18 protein-coding genes are annotated in these 19993 nt (G+C 33.4%); 8 read left to right on the top strand and 10 right to left on the bottom strand.

The features are described from left to right. Positions 1 to 34: 34 nt before the first annotated feature. The 5 genes from hemE to ACT53I_RS11340 all read right to left on the bottom strand — a co-directional run bounded on the left by hemE (position 35) and on the right by ACT53I_RS11340 (position 4494). Positions 35 to 1060 carry a uroporphyrinogen decarboxylase gene (gene hemE / locus ACT53I_RS11360; RefSeq protein WP_476079741.1) on the bottom strand — a complete coding sequence of 342 codons (1026 nt, stop codon included), beginning with the start codon at positions 1058 to 1060 and terminating at the stop codon, positions 35 to 37. A 22-nt stretch (positions 1061 to 1082) separates the two neighbouring features. Further along, the gene (locus ACT53I_RS11355) at positions 1083 to 1760 is read right to left on the bottom strand and encodes a uroporphyrinogen-III synthase (RefSeq protein ID WP_476079740.1); all 678 of its coding nucleotides are present in this window, start codon (positions 1758 to 1760) and stop codon (positions 1083 to 1085) included. A gap of 7 nt (positions 1761 to 1767) precedes the next feature. Beyond that, entirely contained in the window at positions 1768 to 2676 is a 909-nt protein-coding gene (gene hemC, locus ACT53I_RS11350; protein ID WP_476079739.1) for a hydroxymethylbilane synthase, read from the bottom strand. Between the two features lie 55 nt (positions 2677 to 2731). Next, positions 2732 to 4009, bottom strand: a complete 1278-nt coding sequence (gene hemA, locus ACT53I_RS11345; protein WP_476079738.1) for a glutamyl-tRNA reductase — start codon at positions 4007 to 4009, stop codon at positions 2732 to 2734. 68 nt (positions 4010 to 4077) lie between these two features. Further along, the gene (locus ACT53I_RS11340) at positions 4078 to 4494 is read right to left on the bottom strand and encodes a GNAT family N-acetyltransferase (RefSeq protein ID WP_476079737.1); all 417 of its coding nucleotides are present in this window, start codon (positions 4492 to 4494) and stop codon (positions 4078 to 4080) included. 201 nt (positions 4495 to 4695) lie between these two features. Between ACT53I_RS11340 and ACT53I_RS11335 the strand changes: the two genes are divergently transcribed. From ACT53I_RS11335 to rodA, 5 genes are read left to right on the top strand one after another with little or no spacing between them, the layout of a single operon-like run. Continuing rightward, the gene (locus ACT53I_RS11335) at positions 4696 to 5721 is read left to right on the top strand and encodes a rod shape-determining protein (protein ID WP_213197195.1); all 1026 of its coding nucleotides are present in this window, start codon (positions 4696 to 4698) and stop codon (positions 5719 to 5721) included. A 19-nt stretch (positions 5722 to 5740) separates the two neighbouring features. Next, positions 5741 to 6592 carry a rod shape-determining protein MreC gene (gene mreC, locus ACT53I_RS11330; RefSeq protein WP_069797430.1) on the top strand — a complete coding sequence of 284 codons (852 nt, stop codon included), beginning with the start codon at positions 5741 to 5743 and terminating at the stop codon, positions 6590 to 6592. Then, entirely contained in the window at positions 6582 to 7088 is a 507-nt protein-coding gene (locus tag ACT53I_RS11325) for a rod shape-determining protein MreD (protein WP_069797432.1), read from the top strand. The genes mreC and ACT53I_RS11325 overlap by 11 nt, the downstream gene beginning before the upstream one ends. Continuing rightward, complete coding sequence (locus ACT53I_RS11320) at positions 7085 to 9082, top strand: peptidoglycan D,D-transpeptidase FtsI family protein (RefSeq protein ID WP_476079736.1); 1998 nt, start codon at positions 7085 to 7087, stop codon at positions 9080 to 9082. Before ACT53I_RS11325 ends, ACT53I_RS11320 begins: the two co-directional genes overlap by 4 nt. A gap of 3 nt (positions 9083 to 9085) precedes the next feature. Further along, entirely contained in the window at positions 9086 to 10315 is a 1230-nt protein-coding gene (gene rodA, locus ACT53I_RS11315) for a rod shape-determining protein RodA (protein ID WP_476079735.1), read from the top strand. Between the two features lie 52 nt (positions 10316 to 10367). Here the strand turns inward: rodA and ACT53I_RS11310 are convergent, their stop codons facing one another. The 3 genes from ACT53I_RS11310 to ACT53I_RS11300 form a co-directional block, all read right to left on the bottom strand. Continuing rightward, positions 10368 to 11030 carry a C40 family peptidase gene (locus ACT53I_RS11310; RefSeq protein WP_476079734.1) on the bottom strand — a complete coding sequence of 221 codons (663 nt, stop codon included), beginning with the start codon at positions 11028 to 11030 and terminating at the stop codon, positions 10368 to 10370. 304 nt (positions 11031 to 11334) lie between these two features. Continuing rightward, positions 11335 to 11793 (bottom strand): GNAT family N-acetyltransferase, encoded by a 459-nt coding sequence (locus tag ACT53I_RS11305; RefSeq protein ID WP_104792966.1) that lies wholly within the window; start codon positions 11791 to 11793, stop codon positions 11335 to 11337. Positions 11794 to 11840: 47 nt separating this feature from the next. After that, entirely contained in the window at positions 11841 to 14036 is a 2196-nt protein-coding gene (locus ACT53I_RS11300) for a glutamine synthetase III family protein (RefSeq protein ID WP_104792967.1), read from the bottom strand. Positions 14037 to 14343: 307 nt separating this feature from the next. Between ACT53I_RS11300 and ACT53I_RS11295 the strand changes: the two genes are divergently transcribed. From ACT53I_RS11295 to ACT53I_RS11285, 3 genes are all read left to right on the top strand, one after another. Continuing rightward, the gene (locus tag ACT53I_RS11295) at positions 14344 to 16032 is read left to right on the top strand and encodes a DUF6909 family protein (RefSeq protein WP_476079733.1); all 1689 of its coding nucleotides are present in this window, start codon (positions 14344 to 14346) and stop codon (positions 16030 to 16032) included. Positions 16033 to 16136: 104 nt separating this feature from the next. Next, positions 16137 to 17978: a M1 family metallopeptidase gene (locus ACT53I_RS11290; RefSeq protein ID WP_476079732.1), complete on the top strand. Its 1842-nt coding sequence runs from the start codon at positions 16137 to 16139 to the stop codon at positions 17976 to 17978. A 75-nt stretch (positions 17979 to 18053) separates the two neighbouring features. Continuing rightward, positions 18054 to 18812: a type III pantothenate kinase gene (locus ACT53I_RS11285; RefSeq protein WP_476079731.1), complete on the top strand. Its 759-nt coding sequence runs from the start codon at positions 18054 to 18056 to the stop codon at positions 18810 to 18812. Between the two features lie 142 nt (positions 18813 to 18954). On the opposite strand, the gene ACT53I_RS11280 is transcribed toward ACT53I_RS11285, so the two are convergent. Both ACT53I_RS11280 and ACT53I_RS11275 read right to left on the bottom strand, forming a co-directional pair. After that, positions 18955 to 19386 carry a nucleoside deaminase gene (locus ACT53I_RS11280; protein WP_461377214.1) on the bottom strand — a complete coding sequence of 144 codons (432 nt, stop codon included), beginning with the start codon at positions 19384 to 19386 and terminating at the stop codon, positions 18955 to 18957. After that, on the bottom strand, positions 19386 to 19988 hold the full coding sequence (locus ACT53I_RS11275; RefSeq protein ID WP_476079730.1) for a hypothetical protein: 603 nt from the start codon (positions 19986 to 19988) through the stop codon (positions 19386 to 19388). Before ACT53I_RS11275 ends, ACT53I_RS11280 begins: the two co-directional genes overlap by 1 nt. Between the last annotated feature and the right edge of the window lie 5 nt (positions 19989 to 19993).

Raw genomic sequence — 19993 nt, 5'->3', positions numbered from 1 at the left:
TTCTGAGGATTTTTAGTTGATATAAAGAAGGATTTTAACCTTTCCATTCTACCACCGCTCTAATAAAAGCTTCGGCGTTTTCTAAAGGAATGTTTGGCAAAATTCCGTGACCTAGATTAGCAATGTATTTGTCTTTGCCAAATCTATCAATCATTTCATGAACCATTTTTCTAATCACTTCTGGTGAAGAATGTAATCTTGCAGGATCAAAATTTCCTTGTAAAGTTATAGAATTATTGGTAAATTTTCTTGCCAATTCTGGTGTAATCGTCCAATCTACACCAAGAGCAGAAACTTTAGATTTCGTCATTTCTTCTAGAGCATACCAACAACCTTTCGCAAAAACTACAACGTGAGCTTCTGGAGCTAGAGATTCTACAATTTGGTTAATGTATTTCCAAGAAAATTCTTGATAATCTTCTGGAGAAAGCATTCCGCCCCAAGAATCAAAAATTTGTACCGCAGAAACTCCGCTTTGTACTTTTCTCTTTAAATAGGCAATAGTTACGTCTGTAATTTTTTGTAAAAGCAAATGTGCTGCTTCTGGTTGAGTAAAGCAAAATGACTTCGCAATGTCAAAAGATTTAGAGCCTTTCCCTTCAACACAATAGCAAAGCAAAGTCCAAGGTGAACCAGCAAAGCCAATCAAAGGAATTTCGTTTTCTAATTTTTGTAAAGTGATGTCAATCGCATCATAAACGTATTTTAGATTTTCTTCCGCACCAGAAACTTGCAGATTTTCAACTTGTTCTAAAGTTCTGATGGGTGTATCTAACCAAGGACCAACGGATTCTTTCATTTTGAAATCAATTCCCATCGCTTGTGGAACTACCAAAATATCTGAAAATAAAATCGCTGCATCTAGCGGAAATCTTCTAATCGGTTGAACTGTAATTTCTGCTGCCAATTCTGGAGTTTGACAACGGGTAAAAAAATCGTACTGATCACGAAGTGCGATAAATTCCGGCAAATATCTCCCGGCTTGTCTCATCATCCAAACTGGTGGTCTTTCAACAGTTTCGCCACGTAATGCTCTTAAATATAGGTCGTTTTTTATCATTTTTCTTGTTTGCAATCGGCTTTTAAGAATGAGCGTTTTGCTTTATAATGGTTAACAAATCTTCTAAATTGCTTTCTTCACTGGTAAAAATTTTATTTTGTGTAAATTTTCTCAGTTCCTTTTCTGTGGTTTGTCCGATAGAAAAGATTTTCAAATTTTCTAAAGAATTAAACTTTGCAAAACTACGAACTCCACTTGGACTAAAAAAAACTATAGCCTCATATTTTTCATGAATTTCTGGGTAGAGAATTTTAGTATTGTAAAGCACCACTTTTTTGTAAGAAATATTCTGAAGTGGTAATGCTTTATCTAAAATATCAAGTGCTAAATTTCCACAGAAGTGAATAAAATTTTCTTTTTGGCTATGCTTGAGAATAAATTCAGACAAATCATTAAGATGTTTCTTCACTTTAAAGGTTCCAAAACCATTATTTCTCAATTCTTTTTTGGTTTTAAGACCTACTGCGTAGATTTTATTATAATGGGCTTCTTGAAAGTTTTCATTTGGCTTAAAGCCATTGTCAAAGAAAGCTTTTACAGCATTTACGCTCGTGAAAATAAGTGAAGAATTCTTAAGTGGAAAAGGTTTGGTTTTAATTTTTTCAATCGCGATAAAATCCTTAAAATCACAAGAAAAACCGGTTTCTAATTTCTCTGAAACCTCATGTTCGATTCCTGTTTTAGTGAAAAGGATTTTCATGATGACTCTATTCCTTTATTTGTTTCTTAATCTCCTCCATCATTTCTTTGCCTCCGTTTTCAAGCACAAATTCTGCAAATTTTTTACCGTAATTTTCAGAATCATCATATTCAAATTCTTCAACTACATTTATCGTTTTACTTCCGTCTAAAGAATTTAATCTTCCCGAAAATTTGATTTTATTTTCTTCAAAAATAGCTATTGCTCCAATTGGCGCAGTACATCCACCTTCTAAAGTTCTGAGGAAATTACGTTCTATTTCAACGCAAATTTGAGTGGTTTTATGATTGATTTTTTGCAAAATTGCTTTGGTTTCTACATCATCTACTCTACTCGAAATCGCCACAACTCCCTGACTAGGTGCAGAAATCATAAAATCAAGCATTTCATACTCCAACTCCATTTCCATTCTTTTAATACCTGCCAAAGAAAAAAGCGTAGCATCAAAATCTCCTTCCTCTAATTTCTTTAAACGCGTTTGTACGTTTCCTCTGATATCTGAAAACTGAGTGTTCGGGAATTTTTCTGACCAAAAAGCTCTTCTTCTTAAACTGCTGGTTGCGATTTTAAGTTCTGCTAAATCTTTATTTTTAGAAGAAGATTTTCTCACCAAAACATCTTGTGGGAAATCTCTTTCCAAAACGGCAGAAACTTCTATATTTTGAGGTAAAATAGTAGGAACATCTTTCAGAGAATGTACTGCAATATCTATTTCATTATTGAGTAAAGCGATATCTAAATCTTTGGTAAAAACGCCAGTAATTCCTAGAGAATAAAGCGGTTGATTAAGATTTTTATCACCAGAAGAAAGCACAGGAACCAGTACTGTTTCGTAGCCTAAATTTTGTAATTTCTGTTCTACTTCTTTTGCTTGCCACATTGCAAGAGGCGAATTTCTGGTACCTATTCTAATCATTATAAAAATTTATTTTCTTGAAAACTTCATAAATCCTAAATCGTAAATTCTAAAATTACTGATGTTTTTTGTTGAACTCTTCTTTAGGTTGTTCTACCAAAATTTCGTTCATCAACTTAGTAACTTCTTCGGCACGAAGCGGATTTTCGATGATATATTTCGCAAATCTATTGGTGATTTTTTGAATCAATTTTTCGGTGAGTTCCATGTCTTCTATATCCACATATCTATGTTTTCTGTGGAAATTATGCATTTCATGGTCTTCTATATGTTTCAGTGCAGCTTTGAACTGATGAATATTCGGTGCGAATTTTCTTTTTCTTTCCCAAGCCAAAAATTCTTTGGTCATTTCCTTGATGATTTTCTCCGCTTTAGGAATTTCTTTCTTGCGTTGCTCAATGGTTTCCTGAATATGCTTAGACAATTCGTCTACATCTACCAATTGCACCGCTTTATTTTCCGCCACTTTTTTATCTACATTATTCGGAATAGAAAGGTCTATCACCAATGTTTCTTTTCCATTTGGAAAATGTTTTCGGTGAATAATCGGGTGCGAAGCGCCAGTTGCAACGATAAGAATATCTGTAGATTTTAGTTCTTCTTCAAAATTTTCAAAAGCAATTTGTGGAATGCTGTACTTTTCTGCAATTTTCTCTGCTTTTTCATAAGAACGGTTGGCGATTTTTACTTTTGGCTGATAAACATGTTTCACCAAATTTTCTACAGTATTTTGACCGATTTCGCCAGTTCCCAAAAGAAGAATATTCTTTTCTGAAATCTGTTTTTGAGTTTTTAAGATATAATGAACCGCTGCATAAGAAACGGAAGCTGCTCCGTTTGAAAGTGCGGTTTCGTTTTTAATTCTTTTAGAAATCTGAATCGCCGAGTTGATGGCTCTTTCTAAGTAAGGATTGCTAAAACTTTTATGTTTTTTGAATCGATGGTAAGCATTTTTTATCTGACCAATAATTTCGAAGTCTCCTAAAATCTGACTTTCTAAACCTGCAGAAACCCTGAAGAGATGATAAAGCGCTTCTTCGTTTTTCATCACATTCACAAACTGCATGAAATCCATCAAACTTACGTCTACACTCTTGCAATACATCTCTGCAATCGCAATATAATTATGAGAAGTAGTGTAGATTTCGGTTCTGTTACAAGTAGAAACTACAAATGCATCACCGAGTTTCTTTTCATGAATTTCTTTTACGAACTGTTTTACGTGTTCATCAAAAAACGCAAATTTCCCTCTGATTTCGGCATTGGCTTTTTCAAAACTAATGCTTAAAACAGTGAAGTTCTGTGTATTATATGTCTTCGCAAGAGAATTCATTTCAGGTCTGCAAATTTAATCATTATTATGATATAAAATTTCTAATTTTCATCATATTTTAATAGATGTTATGAATTGAAATATTTAGTCATTACATAATGAAACCCGATAGGGTTTATGTTAAACAATTCACCTTCAATTTTATACCCTAATTTTTCATAAAATTCGGCAGCTGTTTCTCTGGCATTCATCCAAATTTTTTGAATTTGAGCTTCTCTCAAAATTCCCTCAGCTTTTTCTACCAATTTTTTCCCTATTCCTTTTCCTTGATAATCTTCTGAAACTGCCATTCCTCTAATTTGAGCAATTTCTCCATTTTTCAAGACCGTGATAATTCCCACAATTCTATCTTCCACGAAATACCCTAGATGAAAAGTTTGGTCATCAAAATCACCACTGAACTCATGAGATTCTTGAGGAAGATTTTTTCTAAGGATTTCTCGCCTAAGAAGATAGGTCTCTTGTGGGCTAATTCTTTTAATCATTTGAAAATCTGAACGTTAAATTGTTTTAAGAATTGAAATTCATTAAATTCTCAACAGAGAAAAATAATTTTTAACGTTTCGAGTTTAAAGTTACAACAAGCATTTAAAAATTAATAAAATTTTAACGATATTTTTTGTTTTTCATTATTTTTAAATGCTCTGAAATTTATATCTTTGTCACTTAAAAATTTATAGAAGAAAATGGGGTTATTTGATATGTTCACGCAAGAAATTGCGATAGACTTAGGAACAGCGAACACACTTATCATACATAATAATAAAATCGTGATTGACCAGCCGTCAATCGTGGCTATCGAGCGTTCAACTGGAAAGGCAATTGCTGTAGGAGAACAAGCGAAACACATGCAAGGAAAAACGCACGAAGATATTAAAACGATTCGTCCGCTAAAAGATGGTGTAATTGCAGATTTTGCTGCATCTGAACACATGATTAAGGAATTTATTAAACAAATTCCGGGTATCAAAGGAAAATTAATTCAGCCTTCTCTTAGAATTGTAATTTGTATTCCTTCTGGTATTACAGAAGTAGAAAAAAGAGCGGTAAGAGATTCTGCTCAAAAAGTAAATGCTAAAGAAGTAAGATTAATTTATGAACCAATGGCTGCAGCAATAGGTGTAGGAATTGATGTACAAAAACCTGAAGGTAACATGATTATCGATATAGGTGGTGGTACTACAGAAATTGCAGTAGTTGCACTTGGTGGTATTGTTTGTGATAAATCTGTGAAAATTGCAGGTGATGTTTTCACGAATGATATTGCTTATTACTTAAGAACGCATCACAACTTATACATCGGAGAAAGAACAGCAGAAAGAGTGAAAATAGAAGTAGGTTCTGCAGTAGAAGATTTAGATGTAGAGGTGGAAGATATTCCAGTACAAGGTAGAGATTTAATTACTGGTAAGCCAAAAGAAATTATGGTAGGTTATAAAGAAATCGCAAGAGCTCTAGATAAATCTATCATCAGAATAGAAGATGCAGTAATGGAAACGCTTTCTCTTACTCCTCCAGAATTAGCAGCAGATATTTACAAAACTGGTATTTATTTAGCTGGTGGTGGTGCTTTATTAAGAGGTTTAGCCGACAGACTTCACAAGAAAACAGGATTACCAGTTTTCGTAGCAGAAGACCCATTAAGAGCAGTTGTTCGTGGAACAGGTATTGCTCTTAAAAACATGGATAAATTTAACTTCCTTATAAAATAAGTAAAAACCTAGTTATAGAATGGGGTTTTTGATAAGATTATTTAGCAAGAACGGATTATTTCTGTTCTTTCTTTTTTTACAAATAATTGCCGTAACATTGATTTTCAGTAGAAACTCAATGCAACAATCTTTTATTGCAGCACAGACTACCGCGTTTAATGCTTGGGTTTCTGGTTACATAGACGAAGGAACCAGCTACTTAAAACTGAAGCAAATTAATGAAGAATTAGTTGCTCAGAACAAAACGCTGATGCAAGAATTATACGGTAAAGAAAAAATTAAAAATCCAAGTTTTGTAAGAGTTACAGACACGATTGGTGGTGGACAAATTTACACTTTCGTAGATGGTGAAATTGTAAATAATTCTATTATTAGAAAAGATAATTATTTTACCATTAACAGAGGAAAACGACATGGTGTTTTCCCAAAAATGGGTGTAATTGCACCGCAAGGAATTGCAGGAATTGTGATCAATACCACTAATAATTATGCATTGGTACAATCTGTACTCAGCATGAACAAAATTAGAATTAATGCATCGCTCAAAGATTCTGGATTTTTCGGGACGCTTACTTGGAGAGGCGAAAATTCTAGAACCATGCATTTATCAGACATTCCGAAATATGTGCCGATAAAAGTTGGCGACACCGTAGTTACAGATGGCAAATCTGCAATTTTCCCACAAGGAATTATGATTGGTAGAGTCGCTGGCTACGAAGTAGATTCTAAAACAGGATATTGGGATATTTCTGTAGAATTAAGCCAAAAAATGGGACAACTTAACAAGGTTTATGTTGTAAGAAATTTAAAAAAATTAGAAGTAAAACAAATTCAAGATACCCTTGACGCCACAATAAACAATGATCAGTAGAAATTTATTTACAGATGTTTTATTAATCGCAATGTTAGTCACATTGCAAATATTTTTATTTAACAGAATAGATATTGCTGGTAAATATACTCCTGTCATCTACATTATTTTTGTTTTGTTTTATCCTTTTTACAGAAATCTCTACATTTTCCTATCGGCTAGTTTTATTTTAGGATTATCTATAGACGCATTTTTAGGAACTTGGGGTATCAATGCATTTGCAACTACACTTATCGCCTATTTTAGAACCATTATTTTCAAAACTTCCACAGAAGTCTCTTCGGATGTATTTTCTTTCCATAATCTTCAGTGGTCACAGTTTCTATTTTATATTTTTTCAAGTATTTTTGTGCATCAACTATTAGTTCAGAGTATAGAATTTTTTAAATTCGACAGGTTTTTTGAAGTAATACTTAATATTTTAGTAACCAGTGTTATTTCTATAATATTTGTACTCCTCTATTCGTTAGCATTTAAAATCAAAGAAAAAGTTTGAAAACAGCCTATTATAAAATTACCTTATTTCTCTTTCTCATTGCCGCAATTTTTGTGGCAAGATTGGTCTATTTACAGTTGCTTACAGATAGATATGCGCTCAATGCAGCCAATACATCTATCAAAATAGACTATGTTATTCCCCAACGCGGAATTATCTTTGACCGAAACGGAAAAATTTTAGTAGGTAACCAGCCTTCTTATGAAATTTCTTTTACCCAAAGTCAAATGACGCCAGATTTTGACACTTTGGGTTTTTGTAATTTATTAAAAATCAACAAAAAAGATTTCATCAAAAAAATAGAGTCCATTAAAAAGGAAAAATATTACTCTAAGCTGACTCCTATGACTTTCAAAAGTGATATGAGTAGAGAAGAAATCGCTAGAATTCAAGAAATTATCTTCAAATACCCTGCTTTTAACATTGTAGAAAGACCTCAACGTAAGTATGAAGTTTCTACTTCAGGAAATTTACTTGGCTATACAAATCAGGTCAACGAAAATTACATCAAAAAAGATTCTCTTTATTATTTGCCTGGTGATATTGCTGGAATTACAGGAATAGAGCGCGCCTACGAAAAACAATTGCGTGGTGAAAAAGGAATGCGCTACATTCAGAAAGACATTAAACTGAGAAATGTAGGCCCTTATAAAAACGGTGAGTTAGATAAAGAAGTGGTTTCTGGTAAAGATTTAACGCTTACCATAGACTATGATTTGCAAAGAATCGCCGAAGAAATGCTCGTGAATAAGCATGGTGCAATTGTAGCACTTGACCCAAATAATGGAGAAATTTTAGCGCTCGCAACTGGGCCAGACATAGATCCAAATCTTTTTACAGGACCTAACAAAAAAAGAAATATTTATAGATTAGCAAATGACACCATCTATGATAACAAACCTACCTATGACCGTTCAGTTCAAGCAGCTTATCCTCCAGGTTCGCCATTTAAATTATTGACTGCACTAGCTGGCTATCAGATGAAAGTCATCAGTGATTCTACAAAATTTACTTGTAGACATGGTTATAGAATGGGAAGACACACCATCGGTTGTCACTGTGGAACTTTTTGGCCAATCGGAATGGAAAAAGCCATAGAAAAATCTTGCAACAATTATTTTTCTAGTGTTTATTATAAAATCACCGAAAAATATGGTCCAAAAGGAAGAAACAGAGCCATAGACGAATGGAAAGAAATCATGAATAGCTTCGGTTTAGGAGAATTCATGAATAATGACTTAGCAGTTGGTGCTAAAGGAAAAATTCCTTCTGGAGAATTTTACACCAAAAGATTAGGAGAAAAATGGCATCCATATCAATCTGCTATTTTTAATGGAATGGGACAAGGAGACGTTTTACTTACTCCGCTTCAAATGGCAAATTTTACTGCCGCTATTGTTAATAGAGGTTGGTACTTTACGCCACATATTGTAAAATCTATTGACGGAAAACCTAATCCAGACGAAAGATTTAAGAAAAAACATGTGACCAAAGTAGAACCTAGATATTTTGATGTGGTTCTAAAAGGAATGAAAGACGTTTTCATTGGCGGAACAGCTAGAGGACTTGCTTCTAAAGAATTCACACAACTCGGAAAAACAGGAACGGCTCAGGTTCCAGGAGGAAGAGATAACTCTATTTTTGTAATGGCAGCACCTGCTGATAAACCAAAAATTGTGGTGGTTGCGGTTATAGAACACGCTGGTTTTGGTGCAACTTGGGCAGGTCCAGCTTCTACCATCATCGCCGAAAAATATTTGTTAGGAGATATTAAGAGAACTTATCTCTACGATAGAATGATACAATCTAGTTTTATGGGAGAATACAAGCGTATGTACATCAATCATCTTACCAAAAAAGGTTGGTATACCGCGCCTAAACCAGACCCTATTCAATTGAAAAAACTAGAAGACAGCCTAAGATTACTCAATGAAAAAAAGGCAGCACAAAATCCAAAAAAATTAAAAGACACCACTAAAAATAATAAAACGTAAAAGATGAAATGGGCAGAAGGAATTGATAAACTTGGCATTTTTCTATACTTGGCTATTTCACTTTTTGCAATAGCAAATATTTATAGTGTAGATGAAGGATTAGGAACCAAACAATTTATATTTTTTGGAATTTCACTCGTGGTAGGACTTGTAATTTTCACCATGAGAACAAAGTTTTTTGAAAACTTTGCGGGAATTTTTTTCATATTGGGCGTCCTTTCATTAGCAGGTTTACATGTTTTTGGAACTGAAATTTTAGGTCAAAAAAACTGGTACAAGTTTGGCGGTTTTACCATGCAACCCGTAGAATTTGCCAAAATCGGAACAGCACTTATGCTTGCCAATTACGTTTCTGGACCAGATTTTAATCTGAAAATGAGAAAATCACAGTTGACAGTTCTGGCAATTATTGGAGTGCCAGCTTTAGTTGTTTTATCCATTCCAGATGTAGGTTCATTATTAGTATTTACTGCGTTTGCGATTGCTTTATACAGAGAAGGATTAAATGGTTGGTTATTTATAGTAGGATTTGTTTTAGCAGCTGTTTTTCTTTTGTCGATTGCTTTTAATCCTCTATACATAACTGGAGTTCTAGTAGGTTTAGTCCTCATTTTTATTCTCTTTAATTATCAAAAAATTCATTGGAGCGTTCCTACTATAGTCACCATTGTCGGAAGCTTAGGAATTTTAGCCGGAATCAGTTTTGGAACTCCAAAAATCATGGAGAAATTGCCAAATCACCAGAGAGAAAGAATAGAAGTTCTCTACAAAGGTGAAAAAGCTTTCCGAGATACTTCTGGTTATAACTTATTGTATTCTAAAACGGCAATTGGTTCTGGCGGATTTTGGGGAAAAGGTTATAAACAAGGTTCGGTAACTCAAGGAAAATTCGTTCCTGAACAAGAGACAGATTACATTTTCTGTACAGTGGGAGAAGAATGGGGTTTCTTCGGGAGTTTTCTTTTGGTGTTATTTTATGCTATTTATATTGGCAGAATATTTTACTTAGCCGAAACTCAAAAAAATACTTTTAATAGAGTTTTCGGTTATTGTTTTGCTGGAATATTACTCATGCACTTTTCCATCAATTTAGGAATGGTAATGGGACTATTTCCTACAGTGGGAATTCCACTGCCTTATTTCAGTTATGGAGGGAGTTCTCTTTTAGCTTTCTCTATTATGACCGCTATTTTCTTTAAATTAAATTACGCAGATAAGAATTCACTCGTATAAATAAAAAAACCTCCGCAACTAGTTGCGGAGGTTTTTTATCACTATTTAAATATTAATTCGTTGCTTCTGCTGTAGCAATATTTTGATCTTCTTTTAAAATTCTTTTGGCAAATCTATATTTTGGTCCCCAATAAGAATCATTAAGTGAAGAAACCATAACGCCTTTAGATGTAGCTGCATGAATAAATTTAATTTCTCCTTCTGGTGTAACTTCTTGTACTATTCCTACGTGAGAGATTCTTCTGTTGTGCGCAAAGAAAACTAAATCTCCTTTTTGCAATTGCTGTCTCTCTACTCTTTCTCCTAGCTCAGCTTGTTCTGCAGCAACTCTTGGCAATTCTAAACCTGTAGTTTCTTCATAAACATTTAAAACGAATGCTGAACAATCTATTCCACTTCTGGTAGAACCACCAAATCTGTAAGGAGTTCCTAAATAAGTATTCGCTTCACTTAGAATATCATCAATCGTTTTAGCATGAGAAATCGCTCCTGTAATCAAAGCAGCCATTTCTGATTTTTTTGCCATTTCAAAAGTTGCATTATAGCTATCATAAGAACTTTTGCTTGCAGAATTTAGATTTCTAGTATTTATTTTATCTAGTTTGGTACTAGATTTGTATTTTGTAGGTGTAGAAACAACGTAGTTTGTTACACAAGATTGCATCGAGAAGATGGAAATAATTGCAACCAAACTTAGCAAAACTCTTTTCTTCATATTTATTTGATTATCTGTGTAGATTTCTTTTTTAGACAAGACAAAAGTATATCATACAAGTTTTTTAGGACTTGATAATTGTCAGCTAATCAAAAAATTTAACATTTTTTAACATTTGTCTTTCATATGTTAAAAAAAAATTTCCGCGAGGCTCCTATTTTGGAAATCCTGCGGAATTTTTTTTTAAGACTTTTTAACAAAATATTGTCAAAATCTATAAATTATATAACGCTAGTCTATAATGATGTAAACTTTAACGAAGGAAATTCTTTATTATTAAATTTATTATGTAAATTTCTTAAAATCAATACACTAACTGTTTTAGAAAACAAATGCTATTTTCTACATTTTCATAAGGTTCATAATTAGGAATACGTGAATAGCCAGACTTTTCATAAAGATGAACCGCCGAAACTTGCTGAACTCCAGTTTCTAAAACAGAAAAATTGTAACCTTCTTCTTTTGCCCATTTTTCAAGAAGCAATAGAACCATTTTAGCATATCCTTTTCCTCTATAGTGTTCTTTGGTAAACATTCTTTTAACTTCGATGGTTTGGTCATCATATTTTTTATATGCTCCACAAGCAATGGGTTCTTTGTCTATATAAATAATAATACAGTTTTTAATCGCGTCTAGCTTATTATATTGAGCATAAAAAGAATGGTCTTCTCCATCTATTTCTGCAAGATAAAGATCTAATTCGTAAACTAATTTTTGGAAATCTTTGTGATGCGATTCGGTTTTTAGGATATCTATTTTCATATTTATATTAAAAAAAATCCCTCTCGAAAAGGAGAGGGAAGTGGTGATTATCTGGTGAATAATAATTCTCTGTATTTTGTGAGTGGCCAAAGCTCATCATCTACCATCATTTCTAATGCGTCTGATGCTTCCCTAATTTTATCAAACAATGGCTTCACTTCGTTACAATAGGCTTCTGCCTGTTTCTGTGAGTTGGTAGTGGATTTTGCTTTATCTTTCGCTTTTAACAACTCTTCTACTCCTAACTTAATAATAGAAACGTTTTCAGAAATCTGAGTAATTAAACTCATTTGTTCTTTTGCCAAAGCTTTGAATTCTTTATCTCCGAAAATTTCTTTTAATCCTTTTACATTGTCTATCAATCTGTTCTGATAGTTTAATGCAGCTGGAATGATGTGATTTCTAGCAATATCTGCCAAAACTCTAGCTTCAATATCAATTACAGTAGAATATTTTTCTAACTTAATTTCGTTTCTAGCTTCTACTTCTACATGAGAGAAAACGCCCATTTCTTCGTAAAGTTTCACGAACTTTTTGTCCATTTCTCTTTCTAAAGCTTCTGGAGTAGTTTTAAGGTTAGATAAACCTCTTTTCTGAGCTTCTTTTGCCCAGTCATCAGAATATCCATCTCCTTCAAACATAATGTTTTTCGATTGCTTAATGTATTCTCTTAACACATTGAAAATAGCTTCATCTTTTTTAAGACCTTTTTCAATTAAAGCATCTACTTCTTTTTTAAATTCTTTTAATTGTTTTGCAGCGATGGTGTTCATTACCGTCATAGATTCTGCACAGTTTGCAGAAGAACCTACTGCTCTAATTTCAAATTTATTTCCTGTAAATGCAAAAGGCGAAGTTCTGTTTCTATCTGTATTGTCTAATAAAATTTCTGGAATTTTACCTACTACATTTAGTTTTAGTTCTGTCTTTTCTTCTGGAGAAAGTTTTCCATTAGTCACTTTTTCTAATTCAGAAAGTACACTGTATAATTGAGAACCGATGAAAACAGAGATAATTGCTGGTGGCGCTTCGTTTGCTCCTAATCTGTGGTCATTACTTGCAGAAGCAATACTTGCTCTTAATAAATCTGCATATTCATGAACTGCTTTAATCGTATTCACGAAGAAAGTCAAAAACTGTAAGTTTTTCTTAGGATTTTTCCCTGGGCTTAGTAAATTTTCGCCAGTATCTGTAGAAAGTGACCAGTTATTGTGTTTTCCACTTCCGTTTACTCCAGCAAATGGTTTTTCGTGTAGTAAAATATGGAAATGATGTTTGTGAGCTACTCTTGCCATTACATCCATCAAAAGTGAATTGTGGTCTACTGCTACGTTTGCTTCTTCAAACATTGGAGCCAACTCAAACTGGTTTGGAGCAACTTCATTATGTCTAGTTGTAACAGGAATTCCCAATTTCATACATTCTATTTCTAGCTCCTTCATAAAATTCATCACTCTAGTAGGAATAGAACCGAAATAATGATCATCTAACTGTTGACCTTTTGCAGGAGAATGTCCTAATAACGTTTTACCAGTTAATACTAAGTCTGGTCTTGATTGATATAATGCAGAATCAACTAAAAAGTATTCTTGTTCCCAACCTAGAGTAGGAACCACTTTCGTTACATTTTTGTCAAAATATTGCATTACTTCTGTTGCGGCTTCGTCTACAGCATGTAAAGCTCTTAATAATGGTGCTTTGTAATCTAATGTTTCACCTGTATAAGAAATAAAAATAGAAGGAATACAAAGTGTAGTTCCCATTATAAAAGCTGGAGAAGTAGGATCCCAAGCTGTATAACCTCTCGCTTCAAAAGTATTTCTAATTCCACCATTCGGGAAAGAAGAAGCGTCTGGTTCTTGCTGAATTAGCATCCCACCATTAAATCTTTCGATAGCTCTTCCCCCTTCAATTGGAGTAAAAAATGAATCGTGCTTTTCTGCAGTAGCTCCTGTTAATGGCTGAAACCAGTGAGTGTAGTGAGTCACTCCTTTAGACAAAGCCCAATCTTTCATTGCTACAGCAACCTGATCTGCAATATGTCTTTGGATTTTTGTTCCTTTTCTTATAGCATCTAAGATAGACTGAAATGCTTCTTTCGTTAAATATTCTCTCATGGTTTCTTCAGAGAAAACATTTTCGCAATACAATTCTGATAATTTCGCAGGAACTTCTACGTGATTATCTTTTCTAAAGTTTTTAAAAGGAAGCGTTTCTAACGCTTTAAATCTTAATGTTGACATATAGGTGTTAAAATTTTCAGCAAATTTAAGTAAAAAATCGAAACTTTTATAAAACACCCCTAAAATTTTAAGGGTATTCATAAATTTTATATAGATTTTAAAGTAGAAAATTGATAAAACCGATAACTTAAATCTATTTTAATATAAAATTAATTTGAGTTTAGGCTATTTTTCATATTTTAGAGAAGCAAAATCAAGTGAACAAAAAGGAACTTAAACGTCTCAAAATCAATACAATTAAGTACTCTTATTATAAATTCAAAATAAAAGTTGTATCTTTGTAGACTTTTTTAAAAACAAAATATATATGGCAAACTCTAGAGCAAGAGAAACAACAGAAGCAATCGAAAGAATTTATGTCTCTATGAGACATTTGTTTTACAGAGGATTTTTTAAACCTTCAGGAGTTTCAGGGGATAGCATTAGAAGCCTTCTAAAAATCATCAATCCAGAAATCTACGGAACCATGAATGTTCCTAATAAAGTAGAACTAGATGGTTTATTATATGTATTAGACAGATTACCAGAAGGTATAGAAGAATGCGCATTTATTCACCTTACTTCAGACGAAGGTTTTGACAAAGGAAGTTTTGAACCTATAGTTCCTAAAAAACGTAGAAGAAATTGCTATAGAATAGACGAACACCAAATGAACATAGAAGTTCTACTCGGTCGTTCAGAAATTTATGATATTCTAACTCACCTTACTTTTTTATATATAGAAGCAGACAAAATAAGAAACATTGCTTTCTTAATAGATGAAGACGGAGAACCAAAACGCTCTTGGAAAATTATAGAACAAGTAGCAAAAGGTGAGAAAAAATTCAGTAGAAAAGAAAAAGAAGTAGCCCTTATTCATCTTTCTTCGCTTTTGGGAAGAACTTTTGAAGAAACGCTTAATGCTTATAATAATTTCGGCGAAGACAATAATCCTGATAGACTTTTCAAAATTATTTATCACTTAGGAAAAGTAAGTTTTGACGACTTGAAACAAGTGAGAGAAAGAGAAATTCATTTCAGTGCTATTCTAAAAGAAAGAGTTGGTCACCATTATTTCGGTGAAAAATGGGCGAATCACGTAAAACAAGTTTTAGGAGATAACAATTTATTAAACAGACCTTTACATATTATTTCTGCGAATATGCACTCGGTGAAAAACATGCTTTTTGCCAATGACGCATTGAAGAAAAAGAATACTAAAGATGTAGATTATTCACTTTACGAAGAAATTTCTAACAAAAAGGAACTTAGAGACAAAGTTCTAGACTATGCAATTTCTAAAGAAATGATTTACATAGACGATAATTCTGGAAGTAATATAGACGTTCAGTTAATTGATTTATCAAAAGTTGACCTTAAAAACTCTCCATTTGCTAATTCTGGTTACAAAGGAGATGATGTTTTAATGGTTTTCGATTACGCTTTCGGTGAACAAGCTTATGAAGTGATGGATGAGTTATTAAGACCATTCGAATACGAAGGAAATGTGTACACCATGAATGTAAAATCTGTTTCTATCATGGGTAAAGCAGGGATTCTTACCGGTGAAAAAGGAGACATTATGATTCCTACTTCTCACATTTTCGAAGGAACTGCAGATAATTATCCATTTGAAAACGCTTTGAAATTAGAAGATTTCCAAGATGATGAATTAAGAGCTTTTGAAGGAAGCATGATTACGGTTCTAGGAACTTCTCTTCAGAATAAAGATATTTTAACCTATTTCATGACTACTTCTTGGAAATCCATCGGTCTAGAAATGGAAGGAGCTCATTACCAAAAAGCGATTCAAGTAGCTTCTAAAATCAGAAAACACATTTCAGAAGATTTATTTGTAATGTATGCATATTACGCTTCTGATAACCCTTTAGAAACAGGTTCTACCCTTTCTTCAGGCGGATTAGGATTAACGGGTGTAAAACCAACTTATTTAATCACGTTAAGAATTTTAGAAAAGATTTTACAATCTTCTGCTAAAAACAAGACAAAGAAGTAAAAATCATAAACTTTTAATAAAATCCTTTCAAACTTTGCTTTTGGAAGGATTTTTATTTAATATAGCAGTCTAAAATTTGATTTATCTTTGAAAAAATTTATGATATGAAGAATAGACTCGTTGCTATATTTTCTTTAATCGTAGGATTAATTACAGCACAACAACAAGCTTACTACCAACAAGAAGCTTCTTACAAAATGGAAATCGATGTAGATGCTGCTAATTTTTCTTATCACGGTAACCAAGAAATAAAATATACCAATAATTCTCCTGATGAACTTTCAGTAGTGTACTTTCACTTGTATTGGAATGCTTTTAAACCCAATTCTTTGATGGATCAAAGAGTGCAAAACCAAGGAAAAAATGCAGACGGAAGATTAACTGAATTCGGAAATTCTAAATTAGCTACTATTCCTAAAAACGAAGAAGGCTCACAAACCGTAAACTGGATTAAACAAAACGGAAAAATTATAAAATTTGAAGTTCAAGAAACCATTATGAAGGTTTACCTCAACGAAAAAATAAAACCAAACTCTACCACTACTTTTACGATGGATTGGGATTCTGTAGTTCCTAAACAAATCCGTAGAAGCGGAAGAAATAACAGAGAAGGTGTAGACATGACTATGACGCAATGGTTCCCAAAACTAGCAGAATATGATTATGATGGTTGGGCAACTTTTGATTACATCGGTAGAGAATTTCACGCTCCTTTTTCCAATTTTGATGTGACCATAAAGATTGATAAAAATTACGTAATTGGCGCAGGTGGCGTTTTAGAAAATCCTACAGAAGTAAAAGGCTACACAGAAAATCCTACGATAAAAACAGATAAAAACGACAAGGCAACTTGGCGTTTTACCGCAAAAAATATTTTAGATTTTGCTTGGGCTGCAGATAAAGACTATTCCGTAGAAACCTTCATCGTTCCAGATGGACCAAAAGTGAATTTTGTCTACCAAAAATCTGAAAGAACACAATTTTGGAGCGAAGCACAACCCTACATTACCAAATATTTCCAACTGATGAATGCCACTTTTGGCAGATACGTTTATCCTACCTACAGTTTTGTACAAGGTGGAGATGGCGGAATGGAATACGGAATGTGTACCATGATTCTAGGCGAAGCTAGAAGTTTAGAAAATTTATTAGGATTGATGATTCACGAAGGAGCGCACTCTTGGTATCAGCAAATGCTTGCCACCAATGAAAGCACAAAACCTTGGTTAGATGAAGGCTTTACCAGTTATGCAGAAGATTTCGTGATGAATGCACTTTTCCCGAAAGATGATATGCCAAATCCTTTTTACAATGCAATTCAGTCTTATGTAAGATTCGTAAAATCTGGCAAAGAAGAACCAGCAGTTTGGTTAGCAGACCATCACGATAACGGAACGGCTTATACCGTAGCTTCTTACACCAAAGGCGAATTATTCTTAGTAGAACTAGGCTACATTGTGGGCGAAGAAAATTTATCTAAAATTTTGAAAAAATATTACCAAGACTGGAACCTTAAACATCCTACAGATAGAGATTTTATCCATATTGCACAGCAAATTTCTGGCATGGATTTGAAATGGTTCCATCATTATTGGATCAACACGACCAAAACCATTGATTACGCGATAAAAGATGTAAAATACAATGACGATTCTACTACAATTACGCTCGTAAACAACGGTGAAGTTCCTATGCCAATTGATTTTAGCATTTTTACCAAAGACAAAAAAACGGTGAACTATCAGATTCCGCTGAATATGATGAGAACTCCTAAAACCAAAGATTATTTTGGAGATTTCCAAACCTTAAATTATTGGAACTGGACTACCAAAGAATACACTTTGACCATTCCTTACAAAAAATCTGATTTACATATTTTAGGAATAGATTTCTCACAAAGATTGGCAGATGTAAACCCCGAAAATAATTTTTTAGAAGTGAAATAAAAGTTGAGAAATTTCTCAACTTTTTTTATGCAGAAAATGCTTAACTTTCGGCTCTAATTTTTCTTTTAAAAATCAATGACGAGCATTGTAATAAACATTGGCAACACCAATATTAGATTTGGCCATTTTATTGATGGTAAATGTGATGTTTCTTGGATTATTAACACCAAACCTTACGGAACCCGAGACGAACTTTTCGCCCAATTTTCTATGCTGTACCAAACGTACAATGTAGATGTAGAAAAGGTAGATAAAATCATTATTGGTTCTGTGGTACCTCAGCTTACACACATTATCAGCAGTGCTTTGTATAAAATTCACGGAATAGAAGCCATAGTGGTAGATAGAAAAACGCACTCTCCTATTCATCACAAGTCCAATCAAATGGGAACTGATATTTTTGCCAATTTAGTGGCAGCTCATTTTCTCTATCCCAACAAAAAGAAAATTATTTTAGATTTCGGAACTGCGCTTACTGCAAGTTGTGTAGCCGAAGATGGAGAAGTTTTGGGAGTAATCATCGCTCCAGGAATTATCACTTCTCTTAATTCTTTGGTAAAACAAACCGCGCAACTTCCTGAAATAGAACTTACTAAACCAAAATCTGTTCTGGGACATGATACGGTTTCTTGTATGACTTCGGGGATGGTTTATGGCTTTTTAGGAATGGTAGAAGGTTTTATTGACCGTATAAACGAAGAAGTAAATGATGATTGTTTCGTGATTGCAACAGGTGGCGTTTCTCATGTTTATCAACCTTTGACTAATAAAATAGACATCGCCGATAAATTACACACTTTAAAAGGTCTTTATTTCCTAGGGAAAGACAAATAATTTCAAAAATCTGTAGAATTTTCTTTTGAGGAAAACTGTATTTTTTAGACGAAATTTTGCAGCCCGACTTGAGTGAAGCTCTTTTTACGAAACGCAGTGAAGTAAAAAAGCGGGAACGGAAGGCGGAAAAGCTGCCCAAAAATTATCTTTTATTTTTAAAGAAATTTTTCACGATTTCTGAGCATTCATTTTCTAAAATTCCTGAAACTATTTCTGTTTTAGGATGAAGTTTCACATTTTGATTGATGAAGCCTCGGTTTTCATCTCTCGCACCAATGACAACTTTTGAAATCTGCGACCAAGTTAGAGCTCCCGCACACATTACGCAAGGTTCTAGCGTAACATACATGGTACAATCTTTTAAATATTTTCCACCCAAAAAATTAGCAGCAGAAGTAATGGCCTGCATTTCTGCATGCGCAGTCACGTCATTTAATTGTTCTGTAAGATTATGACCTCTCGCGATAATTCTATCTTTGAAAACAATCACGCAACCAATAGGAACTTCGTCTTTTTCTTTGGCAATTTCGGCTTCTTGCAAAGCCTGTTTCATGAAATATTCTGGTGTAAACATTACTCTTCTACTACAAATTTTACAGGCAAGACAAATTTAGATTTTACATTCATTCCTCTTTGGAAAGCACTTTCCCATTTTCCAGTGGTCATTAAAAATGCCAGCAAAGCTAAATCGTTAAATTCTTTCTCCGTACCTTCAACTTTTTCTATGTAAAGTGAATGGTCATTTTGAACAATGAAATGGATTTTAGCAGATTTGGTAAAATAATCATCTAATCTATCTTGATATTGATTTTTGATAAAATCATGCACTTCTTGATAAAGAACGGGAAAACCTTGAGAATAATTCGCTGCTTTATCAGGAATTTCTTGTTGGGCTGCTTCTGGACTTGGGTCAATCAGTTTTTGAGTTTCTAAATACGTTTGAACCACCGAAAAATAATGGTTAAAACGTTCTCTATTATTTTTTCTTCTGCTAAGTAGATTTTGGTAATAAATTTCGCTGATTTCAGAATCAGATTTTCCTTTAATTTCTTCCTGATACTTTAGTTTCAGTTGAGTTTCTATGCTGTCATGCTTTATTTTTAGAATTTTTAAAGATTCTAATTGTTGAGCATTTATCCCACAAGAAAAAAGAAGAAAGAAAAAGATTTTTAGCATAAAAA

Source organism: Cloacibacterium sp. DMC96, from assembly GCF_056313765.1.
Note: the sequence above shows the minus strand (reverse complement) of the source record. Positions and strands in the feature narration are given on the sequence as shown.

What these genes read in the sequence shown, in the direction of transcription:
- hemE (WP_476079741.1), bottom strand. Translation starts at nt 1,060, where the DNA reads ATGATAAAAAACGACCTATATTTAAGAGCATTACGTGGCGAAACTGTT.
- ACT53I_RS11355 (WP_476079740.1), bottom strand. Translation starts at nt 1,760, where the DNA reads ATGAAAATCCTTTTCACTAAAACAGGAATCGAACATGAGGTTTCAGAG.
- hemC (WP_476079739.1), bottom strand. Translation starts at nt 2,676, where the DNA reads ATGATTAGAATAGGTACCAGAAATTCGCCTCTTGCAATGTGGCAAGCA.
- hemA (WP_476079738.1), bottom strand. Translation starts at nt 4,009, where the DNA reads ATGAATTCTCTTGCGAAGACATATAATACACAGAACTTCACTGTTTTA.
- ACT53I_RS11340 (WP_476079737.1), bottom strand. Translation starts at nt 4,494, where the DNA reads ATGATTAAAAGAATTAGCCCACAAGAGACCTATCTTCTTAGGCGAGAA.
- ACT53I_RS11335 (WP_213197195.1), top strand. Translation starts at nt 4,696, where the DNA reads ATGGGGTTATTTGATATGTTCACGCAAGAAATTGCGATAGACTTAGGA.
- mreC (WP_069797430.1), top strand. Translation starts at nt 5,741, where the DNA reads ATGGGGTTTTTGATAAGATTATTTAGCAAGAACGGATTATTTCTGTTC.
- ACT53I_RS11325 (WP_069797432.1), top strand. Translation starts at nt 6,582, where the DNA reads ATGATCAGTAGAAATTTATTTACAGATGTTTTATTAATCGCAATGTTA.
- rodA (WP_476079735.1), top strand. Translation starts at nt 9,086, where the DNA reads ATGAAATGGGCAGAAGGAATTGATAAACTTGGCATTTTTCTATACTTG.
- ACT53I_RS11310 (WP_476079734.1), bottom strand. Translation starts at nt 11,030, where the DNA reads ATGAAGAAAAGAGTTTTGCTAAGTTTGGTTGCAATTATTTCCATCTTC.
- ACT53I_RS11305 (WP_104792966.1), bottom strand. Translation starts at nt 11,793, where the DNA reads ATGAAAATAGATATCCTAAAAACCGAATCGCATCACAAAGATTTCCAA.
- ACT53I_RS11300 (WP_104792967.1), bottom strand. Translation starts at nt 14,036, where the DNA reads ATGTCAACATTAAGATTTAAAGCGTTAGAAACGCTTCCTTTTAAAAAC.
- ACT53I_RS11295 (WP_476079733.1), top strand. Translation starts at nt 14,344, where the DNA reads ATGGCAAACTCTAGAGCAAGAGAAACAACAGAAGCAATCGAAAGAATT.
- ACT53I_RS11290 (WP_476079732.1), top strand. Translation starts at nt 16,137, where the DNA reads ATGAAGAATAGACTCGTTGCTATATTTTCTTTAATCGTAGGATTAATT.
- ACT53I_RS11285 (WP_476079731.1), top strand. Translation starts at nt 18,054, where the DNA reads ATGACGAGCATTGTAATAAACATTGGCAACACCAATATTAGATTTGGC.
- ACT53I_RS11280 (WP_461377214.1), bottom strand. Translation starts at nt 19,386, where the DNA reads ATGTTTACACCAGAATATTTCATGAAACAGGCTTTGCAAGAAGCCGAA.
- ACT53I_RS11275 (WP_476079730.1), bottom strand. Translation starts at nt 19,988, where the DNA reads ATGCTAAAAATCTTTTTCTTTCTTCTTTTTTCTTGTGGGATAAATGCT.